The following is a 25370-nucleotide window of genomic DNA, read 5'->3' as shown; positions in this document are numbered from 1 at the left end:
GCACTTACTATTAAAGTACATTTATCCAAAATTAGAGGATATGAAGTTTAATACTAAAATACCTAAACATCTAAAACAGGCGTATAACCAAGAATTAAAACAATACAGTTTCTGTTTAGAAAATAAGCAGTTTGGTAATGCTTGGTATCATTTAGAACGTAGTCATATAATAGGACAATCTTATCCTATAGAACATACCTATTCACATTGGCTTATGCTAAAGTTTGGATTTAGACAAAAAGATACGAAAGAAGTAATAGGTCAAATAATTAGGTTGCTTGTGGGTGGCTGGAAATCATTTATAAATCACGTTCCACTTGGTAATACTGGTGGAGCAAACGTGCCACCATTAAAACGAATGCCTATTCCCAATGACATTGAAAAATTATTAGATATTAAATGAAAAAAAAGAAAGTCAATTTAAGAGATTTAAAACCAAATTCAGAAGTGCAACACACGCATAATGATGGTCATAATCACGGTAATGGAAGTGCATTCAAAACCTACGTGCCTGCAATAATAAGTTTTACAATGCTTATCATTGGTATAGGTTTAGATTATTTTGATGTTTCATTCTTTAAGGATTGGATTCGTATTGCTTGGTATGGTATTGCATATCTTCCTGTAGGGTTTCCTGTTGTAAAAGAGGGTTGGATTAGTATTAAAAAAGGTGATGTTTTTACAGAGTTCTTTTTAATGTCTATAGCAACCATTGGTGCATTTGTTATTGGTGAATATCCCGAAGGTGTTGCAGTAATGCTATTTTATGCAGTAGGCGAATTATTTCAAAGTGTTGCTGTAAATCGTGCAAAAGGAAATATAAAAGCATTATTAGATGTTAGACCTAAAGAAGCCAATGTATTTCGTGAGGGAGATTATAAAAGTGTTTCGCCTGAAGTTGTCAATATTGGAGAGAAAATTCAAATTCGTGTAGGTGAAAAAATTCCATTGGATGGCATTTTATTATCCGAAAAAGCATCTTTAAATACAGCTGCGTTAACAGGAGAAAGCAAACCAGATTCCATTCAAAAAGAAGCAAAGGTTTACGCAGGTAGTATTAATTTGGAAAGCGTTATTGAAGTTGAGGTAACCAATAAGTTTGAAGACAGTTCTATTGCGAGAATATTAGACTTGGTTCAAAATGCAACAGCACGTAAATCTAAAACAGAATTATTCATCAGACAGTTTGCTCGTATCTACACACCAATTGTAGTGTTTTTAGCTATTGGTGTTACTTTTATACCTTACTTTTTTGTAGATGATTATGTGTTTAGAGATTGGTTATACAGAGCATTAATTTTCTTGGTAATATCTTGTCCTTGTGCGTTAGTGATTTCAATTCCATTAGGATATTTCGGTGGATTGGGAGCAGCTTCAAAAAATGGAATCTTATTTAAAGGTGCTTCATTTTTAGATGCAATGACCAAGATAAATACTTTGGTAATGGACAAAACAGGAACCGTTACCAAAGGTGTTTTTAAAATCAAAGAAGTAAAAGCAATTGGTTGGAATGAAACCGAATTTATGCAATACTTAATGGCGATGGAAGAACAATCCACGCATCCAATTGCTAAAGCCATTTTAGAGTACAAAGCTGAAGGTGAAGATTTTGAAGCACAAGACGTTTCTGAAGTTGCAGGTAAAGGTTTAAAAGGCATTGTAAATGGTAAAACAGTTTTAGTAGGTAATAAAGCCTTAATGACTGCGAATAATATTAATGTTCCAACGGAAACGGAATCTATTGTAGAATCGATAGTGTTGGTAGCAATCGATAATCAATTTGCAGGTTTTGTAGTAATAGCAGATGAATTAAAGGAAGATGCAAAAGAAACAATTACTAATTTACATAAAGTAGGCATTAAAAATATTATGATGCTTTCCGGTGATAAAGATTCCATTACGCAACAAGTCGCTAAAGAGTTGAACATCGAAAATGCTAAAGGTGGTTTGCTACCAGAAGATAAATTAAACGAAGTTGAAATTTTAAAGAAAAATCCTGAAAACAAAGTAGCTTTTATAGGTGATGGTATTAATGACGCACCAGTTTTAGCAGCAAGTAACGTTGGTATTGCAATGGGTGGTTTAGGGAGCGATGTAGCTATTGAAACAGCAGATGTTATCATTCAAACAGACCAACCTTCAAAAGTAGTAAGAGCCATTAAAATAAGTCGTTCTACACGTAAAATTGTTTGGCAGAATATCATTTTAGCATTTGGTGTTAAAGTTATTGTCTTAATTTTAGGAGCAGGTGGTTTAGCTACAATGTGGGAAGCAGTTTTTGCAGATGTAGGAGTAGCATTATTAGCAATTTTAAATGCAGTTAGATTACAACGAATGAGTTGGTAATTGTCCCCACAACCCAAAACCCAGTTTTTTCGTACCTCAAAATCCTCTGTCTTTTGTGCTGTTCCGCTCGCCAATGCATAATTGGTTTTATGTCATAATACTTGTATCCAACGCTATAATAGCACATTACTTGTTTTATTTAAAAGTATCTATATAAATAAATTAGTACAATAAAAAAGCAAAGAGCTATTGCCAATGCTCAAACAACTATTACGCCAAAAAACCAATCCCAAGCTATGTTACATAATAGAAGTTATAGGAGCAAAAATCCTTTCAATGGTTGCCTACGGCGTTTTATTATATTTTCGTCGCTATAACTGCTATTATGTAAAATATCCGCTATTCCAACGCTCACATCCGAACTTCTAACTACATTTTCAACAAACATTAAACAGTCGAACATTCAAAGGGTAACGTTAATTTATTATAATATTCGTTATCTCATTCAACTGCACAAAACCATCGTTAAGTCCAAGTATTCCTTACCTCAAGTCTTTGTTTGTTTCATTTCGTTAACAAATATTAATGTCCACTTTTCCCCACCACCCAAGAAATAGGATATAAAAAAATAGGTTTAGAATATGTAGTAATACGCCATAGCACATTACTTTTTATCGTGCCTCAAAAAAGCAATAAGCTATTGTCTAAAAGTCCTGTATAAGTAGCTTGTTTAAATGCTGTTTTATCAAACAACTATTTAAAACGCTACATATACAAACGCTTCATCCAACGCTCAAATACGAACTGAAACCTATTTTTTTAAGTGTTAATTCCCCAGAAAAGTTAAAAGTAAATTGAATCAAGTTTAAACCGATTTGAAATATTTAAATAAAAAAAAATGGCAAATATATGTGGCTTCCTCTGCCAGCCGCACAAGGCTATAAAGGTCAAGCCCTACGGGTTTTGAATAAAACTTTTTTCACAAGCTTTTTTCTTTCTCATTAAACATTATAACTCAAAAAACTTTTATCCAAAAACCTTGACAGCCTTACCCACGCCACAACAACTATGGCTATCTTTTTATTCTTTTCAAAAAAAATAATGTAGCGAAGCGTAGCGAGCAATTTTAAATTGGATAGCTATGTCAACTTTTGAACTGAAAACACACCAAGTCGGAAAGACTTACTCGAACCCTCATTTTTTCATTCTAAACAAAGGTCTAAACAGCGGAAAATCACTCTTAAAATCCTGTGCTAACTGTTTCGTTGTCACTACTACAACAGAAGAGGTAAAACACACACTTTTTCACTTATCTATGATGTTGCAAATAGGCGGTTTTTACGCTTACTATTTAAAAGGTAGTGTTATTCCGTTTATTTCAATAGATGATTGTAGGAACACTTTGAAAAACAGCTACAGCTCATTGTTTTATGATGCAATTCAGTTGCAAAAACATATTAATATTGTGTCAGCAATTAATAAAAAGGAAAAGGAGCTTCATAAAATTATTTCAAAAATGGCAGATTTGAAAGTATCATATATCCAAAGTTTATTTTCTAAAATGCAAAAAGAAGCAATCTAAAGCAACAAAATCCATATCAAAAGAATAGCATAAAACTTGCCATATATTTCAACGGAAGGTACAACTTCGTGTTAAGTCCGTACCAAGTCCGAAGAAAATTATGTTTCATTTAAATTATTTATGTTATGGGTAAAATTGCTCAAGGTATTTTAGGAGGTCTTTCAGGTAAGGTTGGTAACGTTATCGGTGGAAGCTGGAAAGGAATTGATTACATTAGAATTAAACCTTCAAGTGTAGCCAATCCAAGAACTGTTGGTCAAGTAAACCAAAGAACCAAGTTTACTGCCACTTTAGAATTTTTACAGGCTGTAAAGCCTTTTATTAAGTTAGGTTATAAAGGGTTAGCTGTTAAGAAAACAGAATTTAATGCTGCAATGTCGTATGTATTGAATAATGCTATTACAGGTACTGAACCTAACTTTGTTGTTGACTATCCAAACGCTTTAGTAAGTCGAGGAGGTTTATCTGGTGTGCTAAACCCAACGACTGATTTAGCAACTGCTGGAGAAGTAACGTTTGGTTGGGATGATAACTCTGCTGAAGGTAACGCAAATGCTACTGACAAGGCGATGTTATTGGTTTACAATCCTTCAAAAAAGGAATCCATTTCTTTACTTGATGGAGCAGACAGAACAGTAGGTTCTCAAATTATTCCAATCCCAACAACTTATGCAGGAGATGCAGTAGAGCTATTTATGGCTTTTATTTCTGCTGATGGTAGTCAAGTATCAAACAGTATTTATTTAGGCTCTGGTACAGCTAATTAATGCTTGGTGTTTTTATTTGGAAACCGCTCTAATCGAGCGGTTTTTTTTATGCTATATTTGTTGCTCTATTTATTAATAGTTGTTACTAATCTTCTCTTATTATCCATTTTTTGTATGCTATTTGTTGCCCAAATACAATAGCACCAATGAATACAGGGTTAGTTAAATATTGTATCGGGAAGTAAATCGATATTGTATTTAGATTCATTTTAATTCGCTAGAATGTTATTTAGATGATAGTCGATTATTTATGATGAGTATACTTTTTTACACTTTCTTCTATTAACGTTATATGTAGTGATGGTTCTAATACGAATCTCTTTTAGTTGTTTTCCTACAGTACTGTGTTAGCGTCGTCTTTTATTTCCTGTTTTTTAGAAGCATTTTCTTAAAAATGATATCTTTTCTCCAAAGAAGCCTGTTCATCCAAAAACTCAATTTTAAAATTTTACATTGTTAAAGAGAATGTCGTATCTATCGCCTATTTTTTTCTTAAGTCTTTGTTTTGATTTTTTAATAGCACCTGGTGTAACACCTAATAAGCCGGCTATTTCGTTTTTGCTAAAATCGAGCTTTTCTAAGAGCAGTATTCTTTTGTTAGAATCGGTAATTTCAGGAAAATCGTCTTCGAGCATACGGTAAAATTCATAATGTTCTTTCTGAAATTCCTTTTTAAAGGTATTCCAATTATTTTCTGTCATCAAATGCGATTCTAATAAACGCTTTAGTTTTCCTGTTTTATCTTTAGCATTATTAGACGATGATTCTTTTATTTGTTGGATTTCAGTTTTTAATTTTTTGATTTGGCTATTCTTATCCTTTAAATATTTGACTTGACTGTTTAAACTTTCATGGGCTTGCAATAGTTTTTTTTCTGTTTTTATCTTTTCTAATTCGAATAAAATAATTTTTTGTTGGTGTAATAACTGTTTCGTTTTTAATTGTTTTTTAAAATTTTGAAACAGAACAAAGCCTAATATAAGCACTAAAAGAATGATGACAGCATAGATGTTTTTCATCGCTGACTCATGCTTAAATTGATCCTCTGCTTGGCTTACTTTTTGATTAAATTTTGCTTTTTGAAGTAACCAATTAGAGTTACTAATGGCCAAGTCGCTATCTTTATTCTTTAAAGAATCTTCTAGAATATGTAAGCGTCTTCTGAGTATTAACTCACCATCCGTATTGTTTTGGTGTTTTAAAATCGTTAATTTTAATGTGATGACTTTCAGTTCTTCCCTTTTAAAATAAGATTTTAAATGCACTATATCTTGTGCTTTTTGAAGTGTTTCTTCGGCTTTATTCCAATTTTCGGTAGCAACATACATTTCTGTAAGCAGAATAGCAGCATACAATGTGTTTTGTTCGCTGTTTTCACTTTCAGAAATCTTCAAGTCTGTATTAATTAAAGCGATAGCTTCTTTTAAGTCGCCAGTGTTTTGTTTTATCACAGCCAAATTCCCTAAAGCTTTACCGTAACGAACCTTATCATCAATTTGTGTCGCTAAGAGGGCTACTTGCCTAAAATAAGATTCTGCTTCTTTAAAATTTTCAATACAAAGATAATTTAACCCAATAGCATCTAAAATTGCAGCATATTCGGCTGTGTTTTTGGGAGTGTGTTTTTTTGCAAGATTTAAATAATGTAAAGCATTTTCATAATCAGCTAAGGTTTGCATCATCCAACCAATTTTTTTAAAAGATTCTCCAGGTAAAATCAGTTGCTCAAAATTCCTTTTTTCAATCTTATCAATTAGTTTTAGTAGCAGTGGCGTCATATAGGCATACTCTCTGTTGTGATACAGATAATATACATAATTAAGCTGTGTCCAAATTTCAAGCGAAGGGTCTTTTAATGCGCTAGCCTTTTTTATGGATTGCTGGTAATGAAAATCACTTTTCGTATTGCGAGCATTATAATAGTCGCTATATCCATTGGCAAGGAAGGCTTCATAAATAACTCCATTTAACTTTGTTTTTTGGAAATGATGGAGATGCTTTTTTAGGGCCATCGTATCCTTACCAAAAGACTTTTTTTGAAGTAGTAAGGTTTCAATACTTTTAATTGTGTTTTCAGTTGAGGAGAATTGAATGGGGTTATTTTGTGAATGCAGTTGTATCGCGAAAAGGTATAAAACAACACAAAATATTTTTTTTGAAAACATTGGGTTACGATCAAGTGGGGAATTTGAATGTAAAAATAATAAAAAGTTATTAAGCAAATGTGTTTAATGTTAATTTATTGGTTTTGTTGGGGTTAGTGTTGATTATGTCCCTAATTTGTCCCCCTTCTAATTTGTAGTTAAGAGAAATTTCAAAGTACTTTTATCGCCTTATAGTTATGCCCCAAACACTATAGAGATTAAAAATATATTGACGTCTGTTTTCGGATAGCACTCTCTTTATGATAAAGCCTATGAAATTAAATTACGCCTTAAATCTTCAATTATTTGTTTTTCTTTTTTTAATTGGTATGCCTACACTGGTATTTGCAAATGCATTTAGCAATACACCAACGGCAACAACAAAGAAAAGTGATCTCTCGCCAGACCCAACTGCTTTTGTGATGATTTTTAGAACCACTACGGCAAATGAAAGTGTAACAATTCCAATACATCCCTCATACACTTACAACTACCAAATAGACTGGGACGATGATGGCATTTATGAAGTCACGGACGCAACTACAAGTATGACACTTATATTTCCTACAGTAGGAGATCATAAAGTAGCTATTAAAGGTATATTTCCTGCTATTTATTTTAATTATGCTGTAGGCAGTGACAATTTAGTAAGTATTTACCAATGGGGCACCAATCAGTGGCGAACGATGTCTGTGGCTTTCGCTGGATGTACTAATTTAAACGGAACAGCAATAGATACACCCGATTTAACATTAGTTACCAGTATGGTTTTTATGTTTGCTGATGCCTCTTCTTTTAATCAGGATATTGGAAATTGGGATGTGTCAAATGTTACAAAAATGGATGCAATGTTTTTGGGAGCTACAGCTTTCAATCAAGATATTGGTTCGTGGAATGTAACGAATGCTACCAATATGTGGAGTATGTTTAATAAAGCTTCTTCTTTCAATCAAGATATTGGAAATTGGGATGTGTCAAATGTAACAGAAATGAACCAAATGTTTTATAGAGCCACAGCCTTCAATCAAGACATTGGTTCTTGGAATGTAGCGAATGTTATGGGTATGCACGATATGTTTGCAGATGCCACCGCTTTCAACCAAAGTTTAGCAGCTTGGGGTACGAAATTCAATGCCAACGTATTTTTGGTTAACATGCTCAATAATTCAGGTTTAAATACCGCTAATTATGATGCGACACTTATAGGCTTTGATGCCGGAGGGATAACAGGCAGGGATTTAGGTGCCATAGGACTCACATATTGTACAGCAGTCCCAGAAAGAGCGAGTTTAGTTAGTAAAGGCTGGACAATTACAGGAGACGCACCATGTGCTATTCCCGAAATAAATATTAAAGGCAATACTATCGATATTGTTAATGGCGATGCCATACCTGAGGGTCTTGATCATACCGATTTTGGTGCTGTTGATGTTACTGCTGGCACCAATGTGAGAACTTTCACCATAGAAAACACAGGTAGTAGCGTTCTAAATTTAACAGGAACACCACTCGTAGCGATTAGCGGTACAAATGCTGCCGATTTTACGGTAACCACATTACCGACTTCGACAGTAGCCGCAACCACAGGAACAACTACTTTCGAAATAACTTTCGATCCTTCTGCTGCAGGAATGCGCACCGCTACCATTAGTATTGCCAATAACGATGTAGACGAGAATCCCTATACCTTTGCGATACAAGGTTATGGTGGACGCCCTTTTATTACGACTTGGAAAACGGATAACACAGGAAGCTCTAACGCAACTTCTATTACCATCCCAACATTAGGAACAGGTTATTTTTATGATATTGACTGGAACAACGATGGTATTTATGATGAATTTGGAGTAACAGGCAATGCAACTAACGATTACGTTACGGCAGGAACTTATACCGTTGCCGTTCGAGGTGCTTTCCCAAGGATTTATTTTAATAATACTGGAGATCGACAAAAGATTTTAAGCGTAGACCAATGGGGAACTAATAAGTGGACAACCATGGAGAATGCTTTCTTTGGATGTGCTAACTTGAATGGTAATGCAATTGATGCGCCAGATTTAAATTTGGTTACAGATATGAGTTTTATGTTTTGTGAGGCAACAGTTTTTAATGGGAATATTGATAGCTGGAATGTAGAGAATGTTACTGATATGAAGTTCATGTTTGCTGGCGCAACTGTTTTTAATCAAAATATTGGTAGCTGGAATGTGGGTAATGTTACTACTATGAATACGATGTTTACTAATGCAGAAGCTTTCAATCAAGATATAGGAAATTGGAATGTAGCGAATGTTATTCATATGATAAATATGTTTAATGGAGCAACTTCTTTCAATCAAGATATAGGAAGTTGGACAGTTAGTAAGGTTACTGATATGTCTTCTATGTTTAATGGGGCCACTACTTTCAATCAAGATATAGGCAGTTGGGATGTTAGTATAGTTTTGGAGATGGCATCTATGTTTAAAGAAGCTATTGCTTTTAATCAAGATATTAGTAGCTGGAATGTTGAGAAAGCTACCTATATCAGTGATATGTTTAATGGAGCAACAGCATTTAATCAAGATCTAAGTAGCTGGGATGTTAGTGAGGTTATCTATATGAATTCGATGTTTACAGGAGCAACTTCTTTCAATCAAAGTTTAGCAAGTTGGGGAACTAAATTCAATACAGTTGTTGATTTAAGAAATATGCTCAATAATTCAGGTTTAGACATCAGTAATTATGATGCGACACTTATAGGCTTTGATGCCGGAGGGATAACAGGCAGGGATTTAGGTGCCATAGGACTCACATATTGTACAGCAGTCCCAGAAAGAGCGAGTTTAGTTAGTAAAGGCTGGACAATTACAGGAGACACACCATGTGCTATTCCCGAAATAAATATTAAAGGAAATACTATCGATATTGTTAATGGCGATGCCATACCTGAGGGTCTTAATCATACCGATTTTGGTGCTGTTGATGTTGCTGCTGGTACACTTGTAAGAACGTTCACCATAGAAAACACAGGTAGTAGCGTTCTAAATTTAACAGGAACACCACTCGTAGCGATAAGCGGTACAAACGCTGCCGATTTTACGGTAACCGCATTACCGACTTCGACAGTAGCCGCAACTACAGGAACAACGACTTTCGAAATCACTTTCAATCCTTCTGCTGCCGGAATGAGTACGGCTACCATTAGTATTGCCAATAACGATGTAGACGATAATCCGTATACATTTGCCATACAAGGTTTAGGCTGTGATGTCAATATTACTGCAAGTACTGTTACAAGCCCTACAAGTTGTAGTGGCACGGATGGTACTATAGCTTTTACATCTACTAATATGCCCGATGGTGTTTATTCTTTAAGTTTTACGCCAACAGGTGCAGGCGCAACTACCAGCCCACAAAATGTAACCATTTCAGCTAATAATTTTTCATTAACGGGATTGGCAGCAGGAACATATTCAAATTTTTCACTAACCGATGCAGGGTGCACCGCTTTTGATGCTAGTTCTAAAACTGTAAGTGACCCCATAACGGTTGGCGGAAGCATTGCAGGAGGAACCACCGTGGGATATGGAAGTACGAGTGCCTTATTAACATTATCAGGGCACACAGGAAATGTGGTAAAATGGCAAGCGTCAGTAAGCCCTTTTTCAATCTGGACAGATATTGCTAACACTACAACCACATATACTTCTGATGCATTATATGAAACGACTCAATTTAGAGCCCTCGTTCAAATTGAAAATTGTTCAAACGAAATCGCAACCTATACCGAGGTTATCATTAATTCACAAAGTTTAGGAGGAACCACATCTGGAGGCACAACCATTTGCCCACATACAACAAGTTCTCAATTAACATTGTCAGGATATACAGGAAGTATTATAAAGTGGCAATCTTCAGTAAGCCCATTTACAACTTGGACAGATATTGCTAACACTTTAGACACGTATACCTCTGAAGCATTAACAGAAACAACACAATTTAGAGTAGTAGTACAAAACGGTATATCTCCTAGCGCAAATTCAATACCTACCACGGTACATGTTGAGGATGTAATTACACCAACAGTGCTTACACAAAACATAGTGGTTTCGTTGGACGCTGCGGGAAATGCTTCTATAGTCGCAACACAAATTGATAATGGGTCTTCTGATAATTGTGCTATTGCAACTATGACGCTTGATGAAACCACTTTTGATTGTTCTCATATTGGAGATAACACGGTGACTTTAACAGTAACGGATGCTATTGGAAATTCAGAGTCAGAAACAGCCATAGTTACCGTATCGGAAACCATTAAACCAACAGTACTCACGCAAAACATAAGCATTTTATTGGATGCAGCAGGACAAGCGGCTATAACGGCTTCGCAAATTGATAATGGTTCTTTTGATAATTGTGCCATTGCAACGATGACGCTTGACATAACTACGTTCGACTGTTCTAACATTGGAGATAACACGGTGATATTAACAGTAACCGATATCAACGGAAATTCAGAGTCAGCAACAGCAACAGTAACGGTATCTGAAAACATTAAGCCAATAGTGATGACTCAAAACATAATAGTTTCATTGAATGCATCTCAAAACATTACAATAACGCCATCACAAATTGATAATGGGTCTTCTGATAATTGTGCCATTGCAACTATGACGCTTGATGAAACCACTTTCGATTGTTCTAACATCGGAGATAACACGGTGACCTTAACAGTAACCGATGTCAATGGAAATTCAGAGTCAGCAACAGCCATAGTCACGGTATCGGAAACCATAGAACCAACAGTGCTTACGCAAAACATAAGCATTTTATTGGACGCTACGGGAAATGCTTCTATAGTCGCAACACAAATTGATAATGGGTCTTCTGATAATTGTGCCATTGCAACCAGTACGCTTGATATAACCACTTTCGACTGTTCTAATATGGGTGATAACACCGTAACATTAACAGTAACGGATGCTAGTGGAAATTCAGAGTCAGCAGCAGCCATAGTTACCGTATCGGAAACCATTAAACCAACAGTGCTTACGCAAAACATAAGCATTTTATTGGATGCTGCGGGTCAAGCGGCTATAACGGCTTCACAAATTGATAATGGGTCTTTTGATAATTGTGCTATTGCAACTAGTACGCTTGATATAACTACGTTCGACTGTTCTAACATTGGAGATAACACGGTGACATTAACAGTAACCGATGTCAACGGAAATTCAGACTCAGCAACAGCAACAGTAACGGTATCTGAAACCATTAAGCCAATAGTGATGACTCAAAACATAATAGTTTCATTGAATGCATCTCAAAACATTACAATAACGCCATCACAAATTGATAATGGGTCTTCTGATAATTGTGCCATTGCAACTATGACGCTTGATGAAACCACTTTCGATTGTTCTCATATTGGAGATAACACGGTAACATTAACAGTAACCGATGTCAATGGAAATTCAGAGTCAGCAACAGCCATAGTAACGGTGTCGGAAACCATCGAACCAACAGTGCTTACGCAAAACATAAGCATTTTATTGGATGCTGCGGGAAATGCTTCTATAGTCGCAACACAAATTGATAATGGGTCTTCAGATAATTGTGCTATTGCAACGCTTACGCTTGATATAACCACTTTCGACTGTTCTAACATTGGTGATAACACCGTAACATTAACAGTAACGGATGCTAGTGGAAATTCAGAGTCAGCAACAGCCATAGTAACCGTATCGGAAACCATTAAACCAACAGTGCTTACGCAGAACATAAGCATTTTATTAGATGCTACGGGACAAGCGGCTATAACGGCTTCGCAAATTGATAATGGGTCTTCTGATAATTGTGCTATTGCAACGATGACGCTTGATGAAACCACTTTCGACTGTTCTAACATTGGTGATAACACGGTAATATTAACAGTAACCGATGAAAACGGGAATTCAGAGTCAGTAACAGCCATAGTAACCGTATCGGAAACCATTAAACCAATAGTGATTACTCAAAACATAACGGTTTCATTGGATGCGTCTCTAAATAGTACAATAACGCCATCGCAAATTGATAATGGTTCATCAGATAATTGTGCCATTGCATCAATGATGCTTGATGAAACCACTTTCGATTGTTCTAACATTGGAGATAATACGGTAACATTAACAGTAACCGATATAAACGGAAATTCAGAGTCTGCAACCGCCGTAGTAACAGTATCTCCGCTTCCCGCACCGATGCCTACTTATTTAAATCAAGAATTTTGTTTAGTGGATAGTCCTCGGATTTCTGATATTCTAGTTGATGAACTGTCAGTTCTGTGGTATGACACTAATGAGTCCTCTACCATTTTACAACCTAACACAGAGCTTGAGACAGGAACCTATTATTACGCAACAACAAATGGTAACTGTGTTAGCATGCGTGCAGCGATAAACATTATTGTAAATGATGCGTTAACTCCTACTGGAGAATCTATACACTATTCGTGTACAGAAAAAAGACAAACCATTGCAGACTTAAAAACCGACCAAGAAAATGTGGTTTGGTATGATACGGCAACTGGAGGCTATCCATTAGATTTTTCAACGCCATTAGAAGATAATGAAACCTATTACGCAGCGTATGTATCCGCTATATGTGAAAGTGCCTATCGCTTAGAAGTTGAGGTTGTGCAGCGTTATTGTGATGTTCGTATACATAATGGTGTATCTGCCAATGGAGATGGCGTTAATGATTATTTAGCTATAGATGGTGTTATTGCATTTCCTGATAATACCATAGAAATTTTTAGTAGCTCAGGAATGTCGGTTTACAAAACAAGTAAGTACAATACAAACGGCAATGTATTTAGTGGTTATTCTAACACAGGGTATATATCACAAGGTGTACAACTTCCTTCGGGGACTTATTATTATGCATTCATTTTTACAAATTATGAAAATAAGCGCATAACTAAAACAGGATTTTTACACTTAAACCATTAATTTACAGAATACATAACAGATGAATTTTAAATATATATCCATACTATTTATACTTACTTTATTTTCTGCTAAAGCACAGCAAAACCCACAGTTTTCTGATTATAAATTAAATAGATCCATTTTTAACCCCGCTTTCGGTGGCTTTTTTGATGGAAGTGTTTTGCTTCTTAATAGAAGTCAATTTTCAGGTATTGAAGGAGCACCTAAGAGTATTAACTTAAGTATAAATGCACCGCTTAACATAAATACAGGGATGGCAGTGAATATTATAAGTGAAAAATTAGGCATTACTGATGAGTTTACTTTTACAGCAGATTATTCTTATACCATTTACTTGGGGCAATTATATATGTTAACTTTTGGTTTAAAGGCTGGTATGAGCAATCTTAATATTAATTATTCACTGCTTGATTTAGAAGATAATTCAGATTTTAGTTTTGCCAATAATATCGAGGATAAAATGCTTCCTAGAATAGGATTTGGATTTTTATTTAATACTCCAAATTGGTATATTGGTATTTCGACTCCCAATTTTATAAAAGAAAATTATGAGCAAATGGAAAATGGTGCAACGGTTTCCAAATCGCCAAATATATACGTAACCACGGGCTACAATATTGAGTTAAACAGGGAGCTTGTTTTTGAGCCTTCTATACTAGCAAAACATGTTAAAAACAATCCCTTAGCAATCGATTTTGCTTTAAACTTTGAGTATCAAGAAGTATTTCGTTTTGGAGCATCCTATCGTTGGAATAATGCCATAACAGGATTAGTAGGTTTTGAAGTTTTAAAAGATTTTCAAGTAGGTTATGCCTATGATTATAGTATTAATTCAATTGCTAAATATGCCTTCAGTTCTCATCAATTACATTTAAAATATACCTTTAAGCGCCCTAAAGAATTATTTAGGCAATGGCAATTGTAGGTATGCTATTTTTTTTAAAATTTGGTAAGTCATGATATGTTATACATGGCTAAGTACAACCAGTTTAATTTAATCTTTTAGGAATTAAAAAACGTAGGTCGTGAACGTAGTTGAGGTTTTACTCATTCAACGAACACTATAAGTTTTTAAGTTAAAAGACAACAATTTCGTCGGACGTATCGGAAAAATAAAAGAAACTTAAAACCGATGATATAATTTATTACAAAGATTTTAAGTGATTAATAAGTCTATTTTATTTAGTAAGGAGTATTGCATTATCCACTGCTTCAGAATAGGGGATACCACCCATATAATCTACCAATGTAGCTGTTAAATTGTATAATTTCAAGTTGTTATATGTGAAAATAGGTTTCGGAGTAGAGGAATTGAAGACAAAACTTTTAGATTTTTTTAAATGCAAGCCTCTTAAGAAAATTCAACACGGCTTATACACCGATTTGTCGAGCGATTTAATGGAGATAGAGATCCGCGAAGCACTATATTATTTTGGTGCAATTACAGGGCAGGTTACCAATGCTGAATTGCTAGGTAATGTTTTTGCTGATTTTTGTATCGGAAAGTAGATTTGTATTTAATACTCGCATAACGTGTTTGTAAATAGGCGGATAGATTTTCTAAAAAGTGTTCTTCAAAATTTAGTTACATTTAGCCTTAAAAAGGCTAAGATTTAATGCATAACAAATTACATTTATACATCAGATGTATTGCTTTATTGATAGCGATACATAGTTATTCTCAAGTTGATACACCTCAAACTCTAGATGACCAGATAGATAAGGGTATTGCTCTGATGTTTCAAAAAGAACATTCTCAGTCTATTGAGTTATTAATCACCACAGAAGCCATAGCTAAAAAAAATCAATGGTATGAACAAGTTTTTAGGTCCACATTAAATATAGGCTCTAATTATTATTTTCTTTCAGATTATGGTGAGGCGGTTTTATATTACTTACAAGCCTATGAAATAGCCATTGAACATTTAGATTCTCGGCAGGAAATGACGGTGCTTAATAATATAGGTATTCTTTATTTTCAAGAAGAAGATTTATTACAGGCTAAGGATTATTTCTTTAAAGCGTATCAAAAAGCGAAATTAGTACGAGATGAGGTCAAAGTGGGCTATTATGCGGTGAATTTGGCTTTGGTCTCTAATAAAATGAAAGCTCCTGATTCTGCTCAAATTTATATTGACGAGGCCTTACCTTTATTAAAGAACGAGCCTAAAGTTTTAGTAACAGGAAAGATGGCGCAGTCTGAAATGTTTCTCTTAAAAAAACAATATGCCAAATCTGAAGACATTGCTCTCAATTTATTACCCAAGTTTCAAGATCTATCACAAGTAGAAAATAGAGTTTTTATTCTATTGGTTTTAGCACAAATTAATGAAGATCAAAACCGTTTAGATAAAGCGCTGTATTATGGTATTGAAGCTCGAAATACGCAACCAGGCGTTGAGAATAGAGAAGAAGTCTATAGTTATTTGTCTAATTTATATGGTAAAAAGGGACAACTCGAAAAGGCTCTAGTTTATAAAGATTCTGTAATTATTGCTTCAGACTCGCTAGCCGATATTAGAAATAGTAAACTGTTTGAAACTGAAAAAGTAAAGTTTCAAATTCAAAATTATCAACATGAACTTTCTGAAAGTAAAGAAGTCTTAAAGCAAGAGCGACGCTTCTTTTATAGTATCATCGGAATCACATTACTCAGTATGGGGTTTATCTTGTGGATTTTTAGAAGTAATTCCATAAAACATAAACAACGGAAAACCATTGTAGAATTAGAGTTATCTAAAGAGAAAAGCGATTATTTGCTTATTCAAAAACAATTGCATGAACAAGAAACTTTAGCGCTATTAGAGCAAGAACGTTTTAAGAACGAGTTAGAAGTAAAAAACAGAAAGCTTACCGCTAAAGCTTTGTATTTGTCTAGTAAGAATGATTTAATCGAAGAAGTGCTACAGTCGCTATCTCAGAATACAGAGATTGTGGAAAACGCTGAATTAAAAAAACAGATACGAGAGTTAAAGAATCACCTTAAAACAGATACCCAATGGGATAGTTTTTTTACGCACTTTGAGGAAATTAATCAGGGGTTTTTAGATCGGCTTAGACATAAACATGATAAACTAACCCCAAGTGATATTCGGTATATCACTTATTTGTACATGAATTTATCAAATAAAGAAATCGCATCGCTTTTAAACATTACACCGCAATCTTGTAGGAAGCGTAAGGAGCGACTTTCTAGTAAGTTAAATATTCCCGATAACACTACACTTCATAACTATTTATCCATGATATAATTTTTGTGTCACGCTAAAAGAACAGCAGTGTCACGGAATGTCACGCTTAAAATAGGGCGCTAACGATTCATTGTATCTATATTTATCGACCTAACTTAAATATAAGATATTATGAAAAAACAAATTACTTTACTATTTTTTTTCTTAAGCGTTATCATTTCCATCAAAGCCACTGCTCAAATTGAATTTGAAGGATCAAACGCTTATGGACAATTGCTTGATGTTACTTATAGTCAAACGCAAGAAGATGTCATTTATGCGCTTACCTTAACGAATCACGTTGTAACATCTACGGATGGTGGCGGTAGTTGGACTGTTTTGTATTCAGACCCTTTAGATAATTATGCAAGATTATTAGATCTTAAACTTATCAATGAAGGGGCTGCATTAAGTTTTAATGTTAGAGCAGAAGGTACTGATTACAACAAGATAATCATATTTGATTTAGCCACAGCTTCTATTGTGCAGACGTTTTCACCACCAAACTCATATGAATTTGATATTTTAATTGAATCTTATGATATTTCAGATTCCAATAATGATGTGGTGTTAATGCATACGACCTATTCTTTGGCAGGTGCTTATACTCATGAGGTGTTTTATACTTCTAATGGTGGTCTAAATTGGAACGCTGTTTACTATAGTCCTATTAACGATCATGTTGCTGTAAACAATGTAAGTATTTCTCCTAGTGATGATAACAAGCTGTTTCTTATGCGAGGTGGTTCTACAACTAGAGAGTTAGGAGGAGTCTTTGTATCTTCAGATGCAGGACAAACTTGGGAAAATAAAATACCAGGAAACACTTATGACGCTATAGCTTTTAACCCAGATAATTCAGATGATATATTATTGGGAACGGGTTATGGTTATGACACTCATATAGAAAACTTATACCGTTCTTTAGATGGCGGATCTACTTGGGCCATTGTACCTATTACATGGACCACAATGTCTACTGATAACATTAATAAGATTGAGTTTAACCCAATCAATGCTAATGAGATCATCGTTTTAGAAGAAAATGAAATGGTTGTGTCTTCAGATAATGGAGCTACTTGGGAAAACTATGTTTTTAGCGAAATAGATCCAGAGGCCTATTATTACGGTCTATCAGCATCTTATAATCCTTTTGTGGCTGATGAACTGTTAATTACAACTAATTTTTATCCATTCTTAACGACAGATGGAGGTTTAACGCTTAGTAAATTAGAAAACCCTTTTATTAATTCAACAGGAACTATTGCCGCTTTCTCTTCTGAGAGCGAAAATCACGTTTATCACGGTATGCGTTTAGGTTACATGCATAAAGATTTACAAAATGATACTGAAGAAGGGTATTTTCTTCAACCGTTAACTCAAGGATTTGGATCTGGTGTAAAAGTGTTTGCTGATCCTGTTGTACCTGGTCGTGTATTTATCGGTAATAGATCATCGAATACATCATATATTAACGTGAGTTCAGCGCATGGTGCAGATTTAAAATTGATTGCGAGTTCAATGTTCTTCTTAATTTTAGAGGACGTATCTACATCTATTGCGAACCCAAATATTAGTTGGATATCTACAGGTATAGAAGTACATAAAGTAGATTTAACCGATTTGGATAATATTATTGATGAGAATATTGCTGTCCCTGAGTTAGGCGAGGTTATAACGGCAGTACAAGTAGATAGTGATGCTGCAACTACTATTTTCATTGCACAAGGTGTTGATTTTTATAAATCGACTGATGATGGTGCTACTTGGAATATAAGTACTGTTGGTTTAGAAGCTTTAGACGTTGGTGATCATTTAATAGTAGATATAGAGCAAAACCCTTTAAATGCAAATCAGTTGTTGTTATCTACTACTGCAGGTATCTATTTATCTGAAGACAAAGGAGATTCTTGGGTTTCTATTTCAACAGAATTTACGGATAACGTTGTCTTTTCATCTGTTACAGAGAATACCATAGTAGGAGTTACACATTACTCTGATGGATTTAACGTGCCGTTGCCAGTGGCCAAAGCAAAAATTATCATCAGCACAGACTTAGGGGCTACTTGGACTGAAATTCCACCAGGGAGGTTAAACTATCCTTTTACAGAGTCTTCTGCATTTATTTTTACTGAAGATGCAGTAAGTGTTTATTTGGGAGTACACGATTTAGGTTTAATAAAATATGATATTGATTTAGAAACCTTATCTGTTAATTCTGAAATATTAAATGATACCCCAATTCAATTATACCCAAACCCAACCAAAAATAGCTTTTCAGTACACAGTGATGCTAACGTAATAGCTGTTACTATTTATACTTTAACTGGTCAAAATGTTAAAACAATTAATCACCCTAGTAATGAGATTAATATTAGTGACTTAACTCCAGGAGTATATTTAGTAAACGTAAAAACGACTAAAGGTAGTATTACTAAGCGATTACTAAAGTCTAATTAGTGTTATAAGCTTTCCCTAAAAGTTTTATAGCTTATTAGTTCTTGTATCACTTAAGAACTGAAATTGATTAGGAGCCCATTTTATGTAATGATGATGTCATTATTTAGAATAGGGTTCCTTTCTATATCACATAATTTGTGGTTCTATATACTATACTTAATTTCACAAGGACTTAAAAAACAATGCAACTTCTTCTTCAAAGATAGCCATAGGAATGCGATGCTCCAGATCTTTGTGAATATGTAATTTGTACTGTGGATGGTCTATTAATGTCTCAGCTAAAAAAATCATGGTTTGTTGTGGGGTTACAACAACATCTTTTGTACCTAATACAATTTGCTTATATACACTTGTTTTATTAGTCATAACAGGGATATTTTGAAGCACAGATTTTTGGGCTAATGCTGGATTAAATAATAGGGCAGGACATTGCAAGAGGTTGGACAGGTAATAGCCTGTGAAACCGCCCATACTACTTCCTATGACCACGTTTATAGTCTTAGATTTAAATGCAGCAGTTAGATTTGCAATGGCATATGCATCTCCTTCATAATCTATTGCAGGTGCATAGACGTCTCCATAACGTTCTAATACTGCGCGTTTTTCGGGGCTTAAACTTCCATTTAGACCGTGTATATATAGGATTTTCATTGTGTTATTTTAGACTTTCTTTTTAAGAGTTCAACGCGTAAGATACTTAAATTGATACATGATATTGTCATGAGTTATAGTGCATTGTTTAAGGTCGCAGGTTTAAATTACGTATCTATTATTGATATTAGCCTTGACGTAATTTTATTAATTATGCTATAAGCTTGTTTTAAGCATGTTATAAGCACGCTATAACCACGCTATAACCTGTATTTTGATTTGTGCTATATTTTTGATTTATAGGTGTTTAGGTTTGTTTTTGTAAGTGTCTCTAAATTAACAAAACGGATTACTTAAGGGGCGCGTGTTTTTATAAGTATTTTAAAGTCATTGGTTATATGTAGAATGTGATCATCAGGACTTAAAATGAATGCCTAAAGTATTTTCAGAAATTTACCAATTCCGATAAATAAAAAGCTAAAATCTTAGCAAAAATAGCCATTGCTTACTTTGATGAAAATGATCTAAACATCTTATATTAATGGGTGTATTTTGTATTCTAGAGCGATTGGATGCTCTTTATGACTATTAAAAAAATACCTTTAATGCATGATTGGATTTCTTATTTTTAGCAATTTCTAAATTGTATAACCATCGTTGTACAACTAGCACATCATCGTATGCGAGCGTTAGAATAAATTTTAAGAAATACGTAAAGGGATAATTTAGAGTATTATTTCTTCAAAATTCGATGTACAGATATGAGTTGTGAATCAGATTCAATATGCATAAAATACACTCCTTGGGCTAAATCGCTAATGTCTAATCCATTTTGATGATCATAAAGATTAAAAGATTTTATTTTTTGCCCGTTAAGGTTAAAGATGGTTGCATTTGTTGCTGTTGTATTTATTTCTTTAATAAATACTTTATCGCTAGATGGATTTGGGTAAATATTAAATTTATTTTTTGTGCTTTCAACATCTTCAATATTTAAAGTAGTTCCAATATCTAAGGTGAAAATATCTGAACGATTACCCACAGCGACAATAGTATTTTCTGATATGTGAAAATTATTGCAGCAATTTGGGTCTTCAATTATACTATCATCTATAAGTTGCCAAGAACTGCCAGCATCTAGAGTTCTATAAACCCCTCCATTGCTATTAATTGCCAGCGCATAATTAGCATCAAAAAACTTGTATAAAAACACATAACCAGGAAATTGATTTAAATTAAACGTATTGCCTCCATCTGTAGTTATATATTGGCCAATATAAAATGTATCGGTATCTATTAAATTAATATCATAGTAGGTGGCTCCATTGAAATTTATAGGGGTCCATGTGTCTCCTCCATCTGTAGTTTTGTAAAACTGACCAACGGTACCTAATATTCCAAAATTATCATCTAGGAATTTTATAGTTCTCACACTATTGAAACTTGAATCAAATGTCCACCCGGTGCCATTTTGATAACGATAAAGGCCCGAATCTCCCCAACCAAAGCCACCACCAACAAAATAATCATTTTCGGATTTTAACCATAATGCTGTAGTTATAAATTGTTCTGTTATATTGGCCCCGTTGAAAGTAGTCCAAGTTTCTCCATAATCAGCGCTGTAAGCAACGCGATTAATGAGTTGATTTGTTGTAATTGCTTTGCCATTTGGCAGAAAATGAACGGCGTAACAGCAGGCATTACTTGGTATATACATTTTCTCCCAATTAATACCGCCATCAGTAGTTCTAAACATTAAATTGTCATATACAGAACTACTTCCTGTGTGAATACCAGTAACTAATCCATCATTATCGTTGGCAAATGAGACTCCTTTTAGATCACTCATCGTTACACCTTCAAGATGTGTTGTCCATGTTGCGCCATTATCAGTAGATTGAAAAATATCGCCATCAGAACCTAGATAAATTGTGTCATTAGAAAAGGCCACAGAAGATAAATCACTCCAATAGCTGATTTCGTAGTTTGACCAATTGATTCCCATATCTGTAGATTGTAAAACTACACCAGCACTGCATGCTGCTACATACTTGCCATTATTATACTTTATGTCATTGATGGGGTTTAGGGTTCCGCTTGTGGCTTCTGTCCAGGTAATGCCTGCATCACTGGTATTAAATATTTGCCCTCCAGATCCAACGAGAATTCCTTGCATTGCGTTTATGAATAGGATTTTATTTAACGTCCTATTGTTTTCAACAGGTAAGGGAATTTCATTCCATGTAGTTCCGCCATCTGTCGTACCTATAAACGTAAGATATTCACCACAGGCAAAACCAATATTTTCATCTATAAAGAACACATCTTTAATGATTTCTGTTGTACCTGTTGTTAACTGTTGCCATGTTGATCCTCCGTCTAAAGTCTTATGTATTCTACCTGAACCTCCAGAAACAAAACCTAAATTTTCATTTAAGAAAAACACATTAGAAAAGCCATAATTATCCAATGTAAATTGCTCTACGGTCTCAAATTTGTCTGTTGTTTTAATTAATTTGTTTGTGGCAACTAAGAATCCTAAATCATCAGTAAGCATATGCATATCTTTAGACTCATGACTAGAAGCATTTCGATAGCTTAATCCATTGTTGGTACTTATTAACAAGCTTTTAAGTGTTGTAGTCGCATCTAGGGCAAATATGGATTGGTCTTCAGAGATATGCATCTCAGTGATATCAGAGATATTCTTTAACGGATTTCTCTGTACCCAACCTTGCGCAAAAGTTGAAGAATTTAGAGCTATAAATATTATAAGTATTGTAGATTTTATTGGGGTATTCATACGTGCGATGATTGATCGGTTAAATGTTCGGTTCAAAAATTAATACTGTTGGTCCTGTGTAAGATTAGTTGTGTGTTTAAACGTCTAATTTAGTAAATAAATCATAGATAGGATATTCTGCATATATGTTTGTAAGTTGGCAGTGCATTAATAGTGAGTTGTATACGGTGTTCTACGCCGTTTTTTATTCCGCTTAATTTTTCTTTTAGTTTTCAATTTCACAAACTTGTTAAATTTCGGAAGCGTAAATTATGTTTTTCAGTTCACTTTTACGCAACATTTATAACTTCCGTTTGCGTAATAATTCCGCAAGAGTAAATACGGTGTTTTGTTCCGATTCAGCGTATTTTATTCAATTGTTTTAATTTATTTCTTTTACTATTTTGCTGAATTTTTATTTTCCATTTTTTTTTTTTTTGGTTTTCTTCCATTTGTCAGATACAAATACACTATATATCGTTAATGCAACTCCAAGAATTAGAGCACTATATTGTAAAATTTTGTGTTCGTTCAAAATTGTTAATCCAAGGGTTGTAAACATCAATCCTATTACTATAAAGGTCGTTCCATTATTCTTTTTCATTTTTTGTATGTTATGGTTCAAGGTATTGGTAGATTCAAATATTAATATGTTACAATTTACGTGTTCTTAAATTGCGTAGCGTTTATGTATAAGAATAGTTGCGGGTTTGTGTGCGAGGATTTTCCGAAGGAAAATCAGACGTAACAAAAGCGCAACGACCTTTGTTTAAGCCTAAAACAGCAATTATTTTTATACGGTGTTACCAAACGTTTTTCTTTTTTAAGATTCTAATATTCCAGAAATAAGTGTTTTATATTTTTGAATATCCTTTTCAAATTTCTTTTGTACAGCAATCCATAATGCAATTCCTATAGCTAGTAGTATTCCTCCAAAGATGTACATGGAAGGACTACTATTTATTCCTGAGAATACCGCAATTAGAGCACCCAAACCTAAAAACAAATGTGTAATTACTATCAACCTTATTAAAAAGTGTTGAGTAAAAGAAACTTCGACATTGGTCTTATTTTCAGCATCTATATTTAATAATTTTCCATTAATGATAGTCCAATTTTGGTATGCCAAATGCCACGCATAAAGAATCCGCTTACGAATTTTAAATGTTATTGAATTATTTTTATCACTATCAACACTAAAAACAAATCCATTGTCCGAACCAAGTTTGGATTCTAATTTCTTGCTGATGTCTGTAGGATTACTTTCTGTTTTAAAATTCCATACTTTCATATTTTTAGTTTTAATGTTTGGTAACGGTTTTGTGTATGGTTAGTTGCGTGGTTAAGCAACTAATTTAGTAAACAAAAACGAACGCGAGAAAATTCCGAAGGAATTTTCCAAGTAATCAACAACCAAAGCAATTAATTATACACGGTGTTAGCTGACGTTTTTTATTTAAGGTAAAGTAAAAACATTATAAATTACATAAATTAAACCTGTAATTAATAGTAAAATCACTATACCCGCAAAAATCAATAAAATCATATCCGAATTTAAATCAAATTGTGAATCTGTCCTGTTATTATTTTTGCTATTTTCACCTTTAATTAAATTGAACAGATATAAAGATTTTTTGACATCTAAATTTTCTTTATTAAATCTTCCAATCATATAATAAGCATGACAGCCATCCTCTGAAAATTGAGGTTTTAATTTTCCTAAAGAGCTTTCTTTATAGCCAATATATTTTTTTAAATCAATTATGTTTTGAATAATTTTCTGATTTTTCAATTCAATTAAACTTGGATGCAAATAGAAGTTAATATTATTTAAAATACAATACTCAACTATTTTATTGAATGAATTCAAAAGTTCATCATCAGAAAAGTATTTTATATCTAATGGCTCTAGAATATTTGTTTTATTAATCTCCTCTTTTTTTAACCAATCATAATTTGAAACATGACATCTAATGATTTTCTCTTCGTTTTGAATGTTGAAAAAATTTTTTCCAATTAAATTTTCAATATATTGATAAATTAACTCATCAATTGTTATGTTATTATCTTTAATTATTTTTTTTCCGTTACCTGTTAGTCTTCCTTCAATTTTGGTTATATTAAATTTATCTTTACCATTTTCCGAATAATGAATCATATAGGAATCTGTATGTTCTGAAACAACAAAAGATAAAGCATTTAATTCATTTATGAGATATGAATACGTACATAGGTCATAATTTAATAATACTAATGTACCATTCTCAGTATAATATACATCATAATAAAACAAATCTGTATTTGAAACTAAAGCCTCTTCAAAAGTTAATTCTTCAGTTTTAACAACATTCATTTTAAGAATATTGTTTAATACATCAAGTTCGTTTTTGAAATTTTTGTTGATTGCTAATCCGGAAATAAAAAGACCCATTCGTTTGATTTTAATTTTAAATATTCTTCGTTTTTTAAATGTCTGCTAACGGTTTTGTGTATGGTTAGTTGCGTGGTTAAGCAATTAAATTAGTAAACTTTTACGAACCCGTGAATATTCCGC

13 protein-coding genes and 1 pseudogene are annotated in these 25370 nt (G+C 33.7%); 9 read left to right on the top strand and 5 right to left on the bottom strand.

What is annotated here, in order from left to right; genetic code table 11:
- Nucleotides 1-40 precede the first annotated feature (40 nt).
- The 4 genes from HM986_RS16235 (at nt 41) to HM986_RS16220 (ending at nt 4635) form a co-directional block, all read left to right on the top strand.
- Entirely contained in the window at nt 41-403 is a 363-nt protein-coding gene (locus HM986_RS16235; protein ID WP_013622781.1) for a DUF3703 domain-containing protein, read from the top strand.
- On the top strand, nt 400-2346 hold the full coding sequence (locus HM986_RS16230) for a heavy metal translocating P-type ATPase (protein WP_179336110.1): 1947 nt from the start codon (nt 400-402) through the stop codon (nt 2344-2346). Before HM986_RS16235 ends, HM986_RS16230 begins: the two co-directional genes overlap by 4 nt.
- Nucleotides 2347-3427: 1081 nt before the next feature.
- Nucleotides 3428-3868, top strand: coding sequence for a DUF6943 family protein (locus HM986_RS16225; protein WP_179336109.1), 441 nt, complete (start codon nt 3428-3430; stop codon nt 3866-3868).
- Between the two features lie 125 nt (nt 3869-3993).
- A complete protein-coding gene (locus HM986_RS16220) occupies nt 3994-4635 on the top strand; it encodes a DUF6266 family protein (protein ID WP_179314320.1) in 642 nt (213 codons plus the stop codon).
- 440 nt (nt 4636-5075) lie between these two features.
- Here HM986_RS16220 and HM986_RS16215 read toward each other — a convergent pair whose 3' ends face one another.
- On the bottom strand, nt 5076-6800 hold the full coding sequence (locus HM986_RS16215) for a tetratricopeptide repeat protein (RefSeq protein ID WP_179336108.1): 1725 nt from the start codon (nt 6798-6800) through the stop codon (nt 5076-5078).
- Nucleotides 6801-7051: 251 nt separating this feature from the next.
- Here HM986_RS16215 and HM986_RS16210 point away from each other — a divergent pair, with 251 nt between their 5' ends.
- From HM986_RS16210 to HM986_RS16190, 5 genes and pseudogenes are all read left to right on the top strand, one after another.
- Nucleotides 7052-13753 carry a BspA family leucine-rich repeat surface protein gene (locus tag HM986_RS16210; protein ID WP_179336107.1) on the top strand — a complete coding sequence of 2234 codons (6702 nt, stop codon included), beginning with the start codon at nt 7052-7054 and terminating at the stop codon, nt 13751-13753.
- A 19-nt stretch (nt 13754-13772) separates the two neighbouring features.
- Nucleotides 13773-14678 (top strand): PorP/SprF family type IX secretion system membrane protein, encoded by a 906-nt coding sequence (locus HM986_RS16205; protein WP_179336106.1) that lies wholly within the window; start codon nt 13773-13775, stop codon nt 14676-14678.
- A gap of 437 nt (nt 14679-15115) precedes the next feature.
- A pseudogene (locus HM986_RS17845) lies at nt 15116-15262 on the top strand (tRNA uridine-5-carboxymethylaminomethyl(34) synthesis GTPase MnmE); the annotation flags it as partial.
- 107 nt (nt 15263-15369) lie between these two features.
- Nucleotides 15370-17004 (top strand): tetratricopeptide repeat protein, encoded by a 1635-nt coding sequence (locus HM986_RS16195; protein ID WP_179336105.1) that lies wholly within the window; start codon nt 15370-15372, stop codon nt 17002-17004.
- Between the two features lie 111 nt (nt 17005-17115).
- On the top strand, nt 17116-19443 hold the full coding sequence (locus HM986_RS16190; protein ID WP_179336104.1) for a T9SS type A sorting domain-containing protein: 2328 nt from the start codon (nt 17116-17118) through the stop codon (nt 19441-19443).
- A gap of 162 nt (nt 19444-19605) precedes the next feature.
- Here HM986_RS16190 and HM986_RS16185 read toward each other — a convergent pair whose 3' ends face one another.
- From HM986_RS16185 to HM986_RS16170, 4 genes are all read right to left on the bottom strand, one after another.
- A complete protein-coding gene (locus HM986_RS16185; RefSeq protein WP_179336103.1) occupies nt 19606-20094 on the bottom strand; it encodes a YqiA/YcfP family alpha/beta fold hydrolase in 489 nt (162 codons plus the stop codon).
- Nucleotides 20095-20767: 673 nt separating this feature from the next.
- Nucleotides 20768-22837: a T9SS type A sorting domain-containing protein gene (locus HM986_RS16180; RefSeq protein ID WP_179336102.1), complete on the bottom strand. Its 2070-nt coding sequence runs from the start codon at nt 22835-22837 to the stop codon at nt 20768-20770.
- 802 nt (nt 22838-23639) lie between these two features.
- Complete coding sequence (locus tag HM986_RS16175; RefSeq protein WP_179336101.1) at nt 23640-24107, bottom strand: DUF423 domain-containing protein; 468 nt, start codon at nt 24105-24107, stop codon at nt 23640-23642.
- 165 nt (nt 24108-24272) lie between these two features.
- Complete coding sequence (locus tag HM986_RS16170) at nt 24273-25247, bottom strand: hypothetical protein (RefSeq protein ID WP_179336100.1); 975 nt, start codon at nt 25245-25247, stop codon at nt 24273-24275.
- Between the last annotated feature and the right edge of the window lie 123 nt (nt 25248-25370).

The organism is Winogradskyella costae (assembly GCF_013403865.1).
Taxonomy (GTDB): Bacteria; Bacteroidota; Bacteroidia; order Flavobacteriales; family Flavobacteriaceae; genus Winogradskyella; species Winogradskyella costae.
The sequence above is the reverse complement of the archived record's forward strand: the minus strand, read 5'-3'. Positions and strand labels throughout refer to the sequence as shown.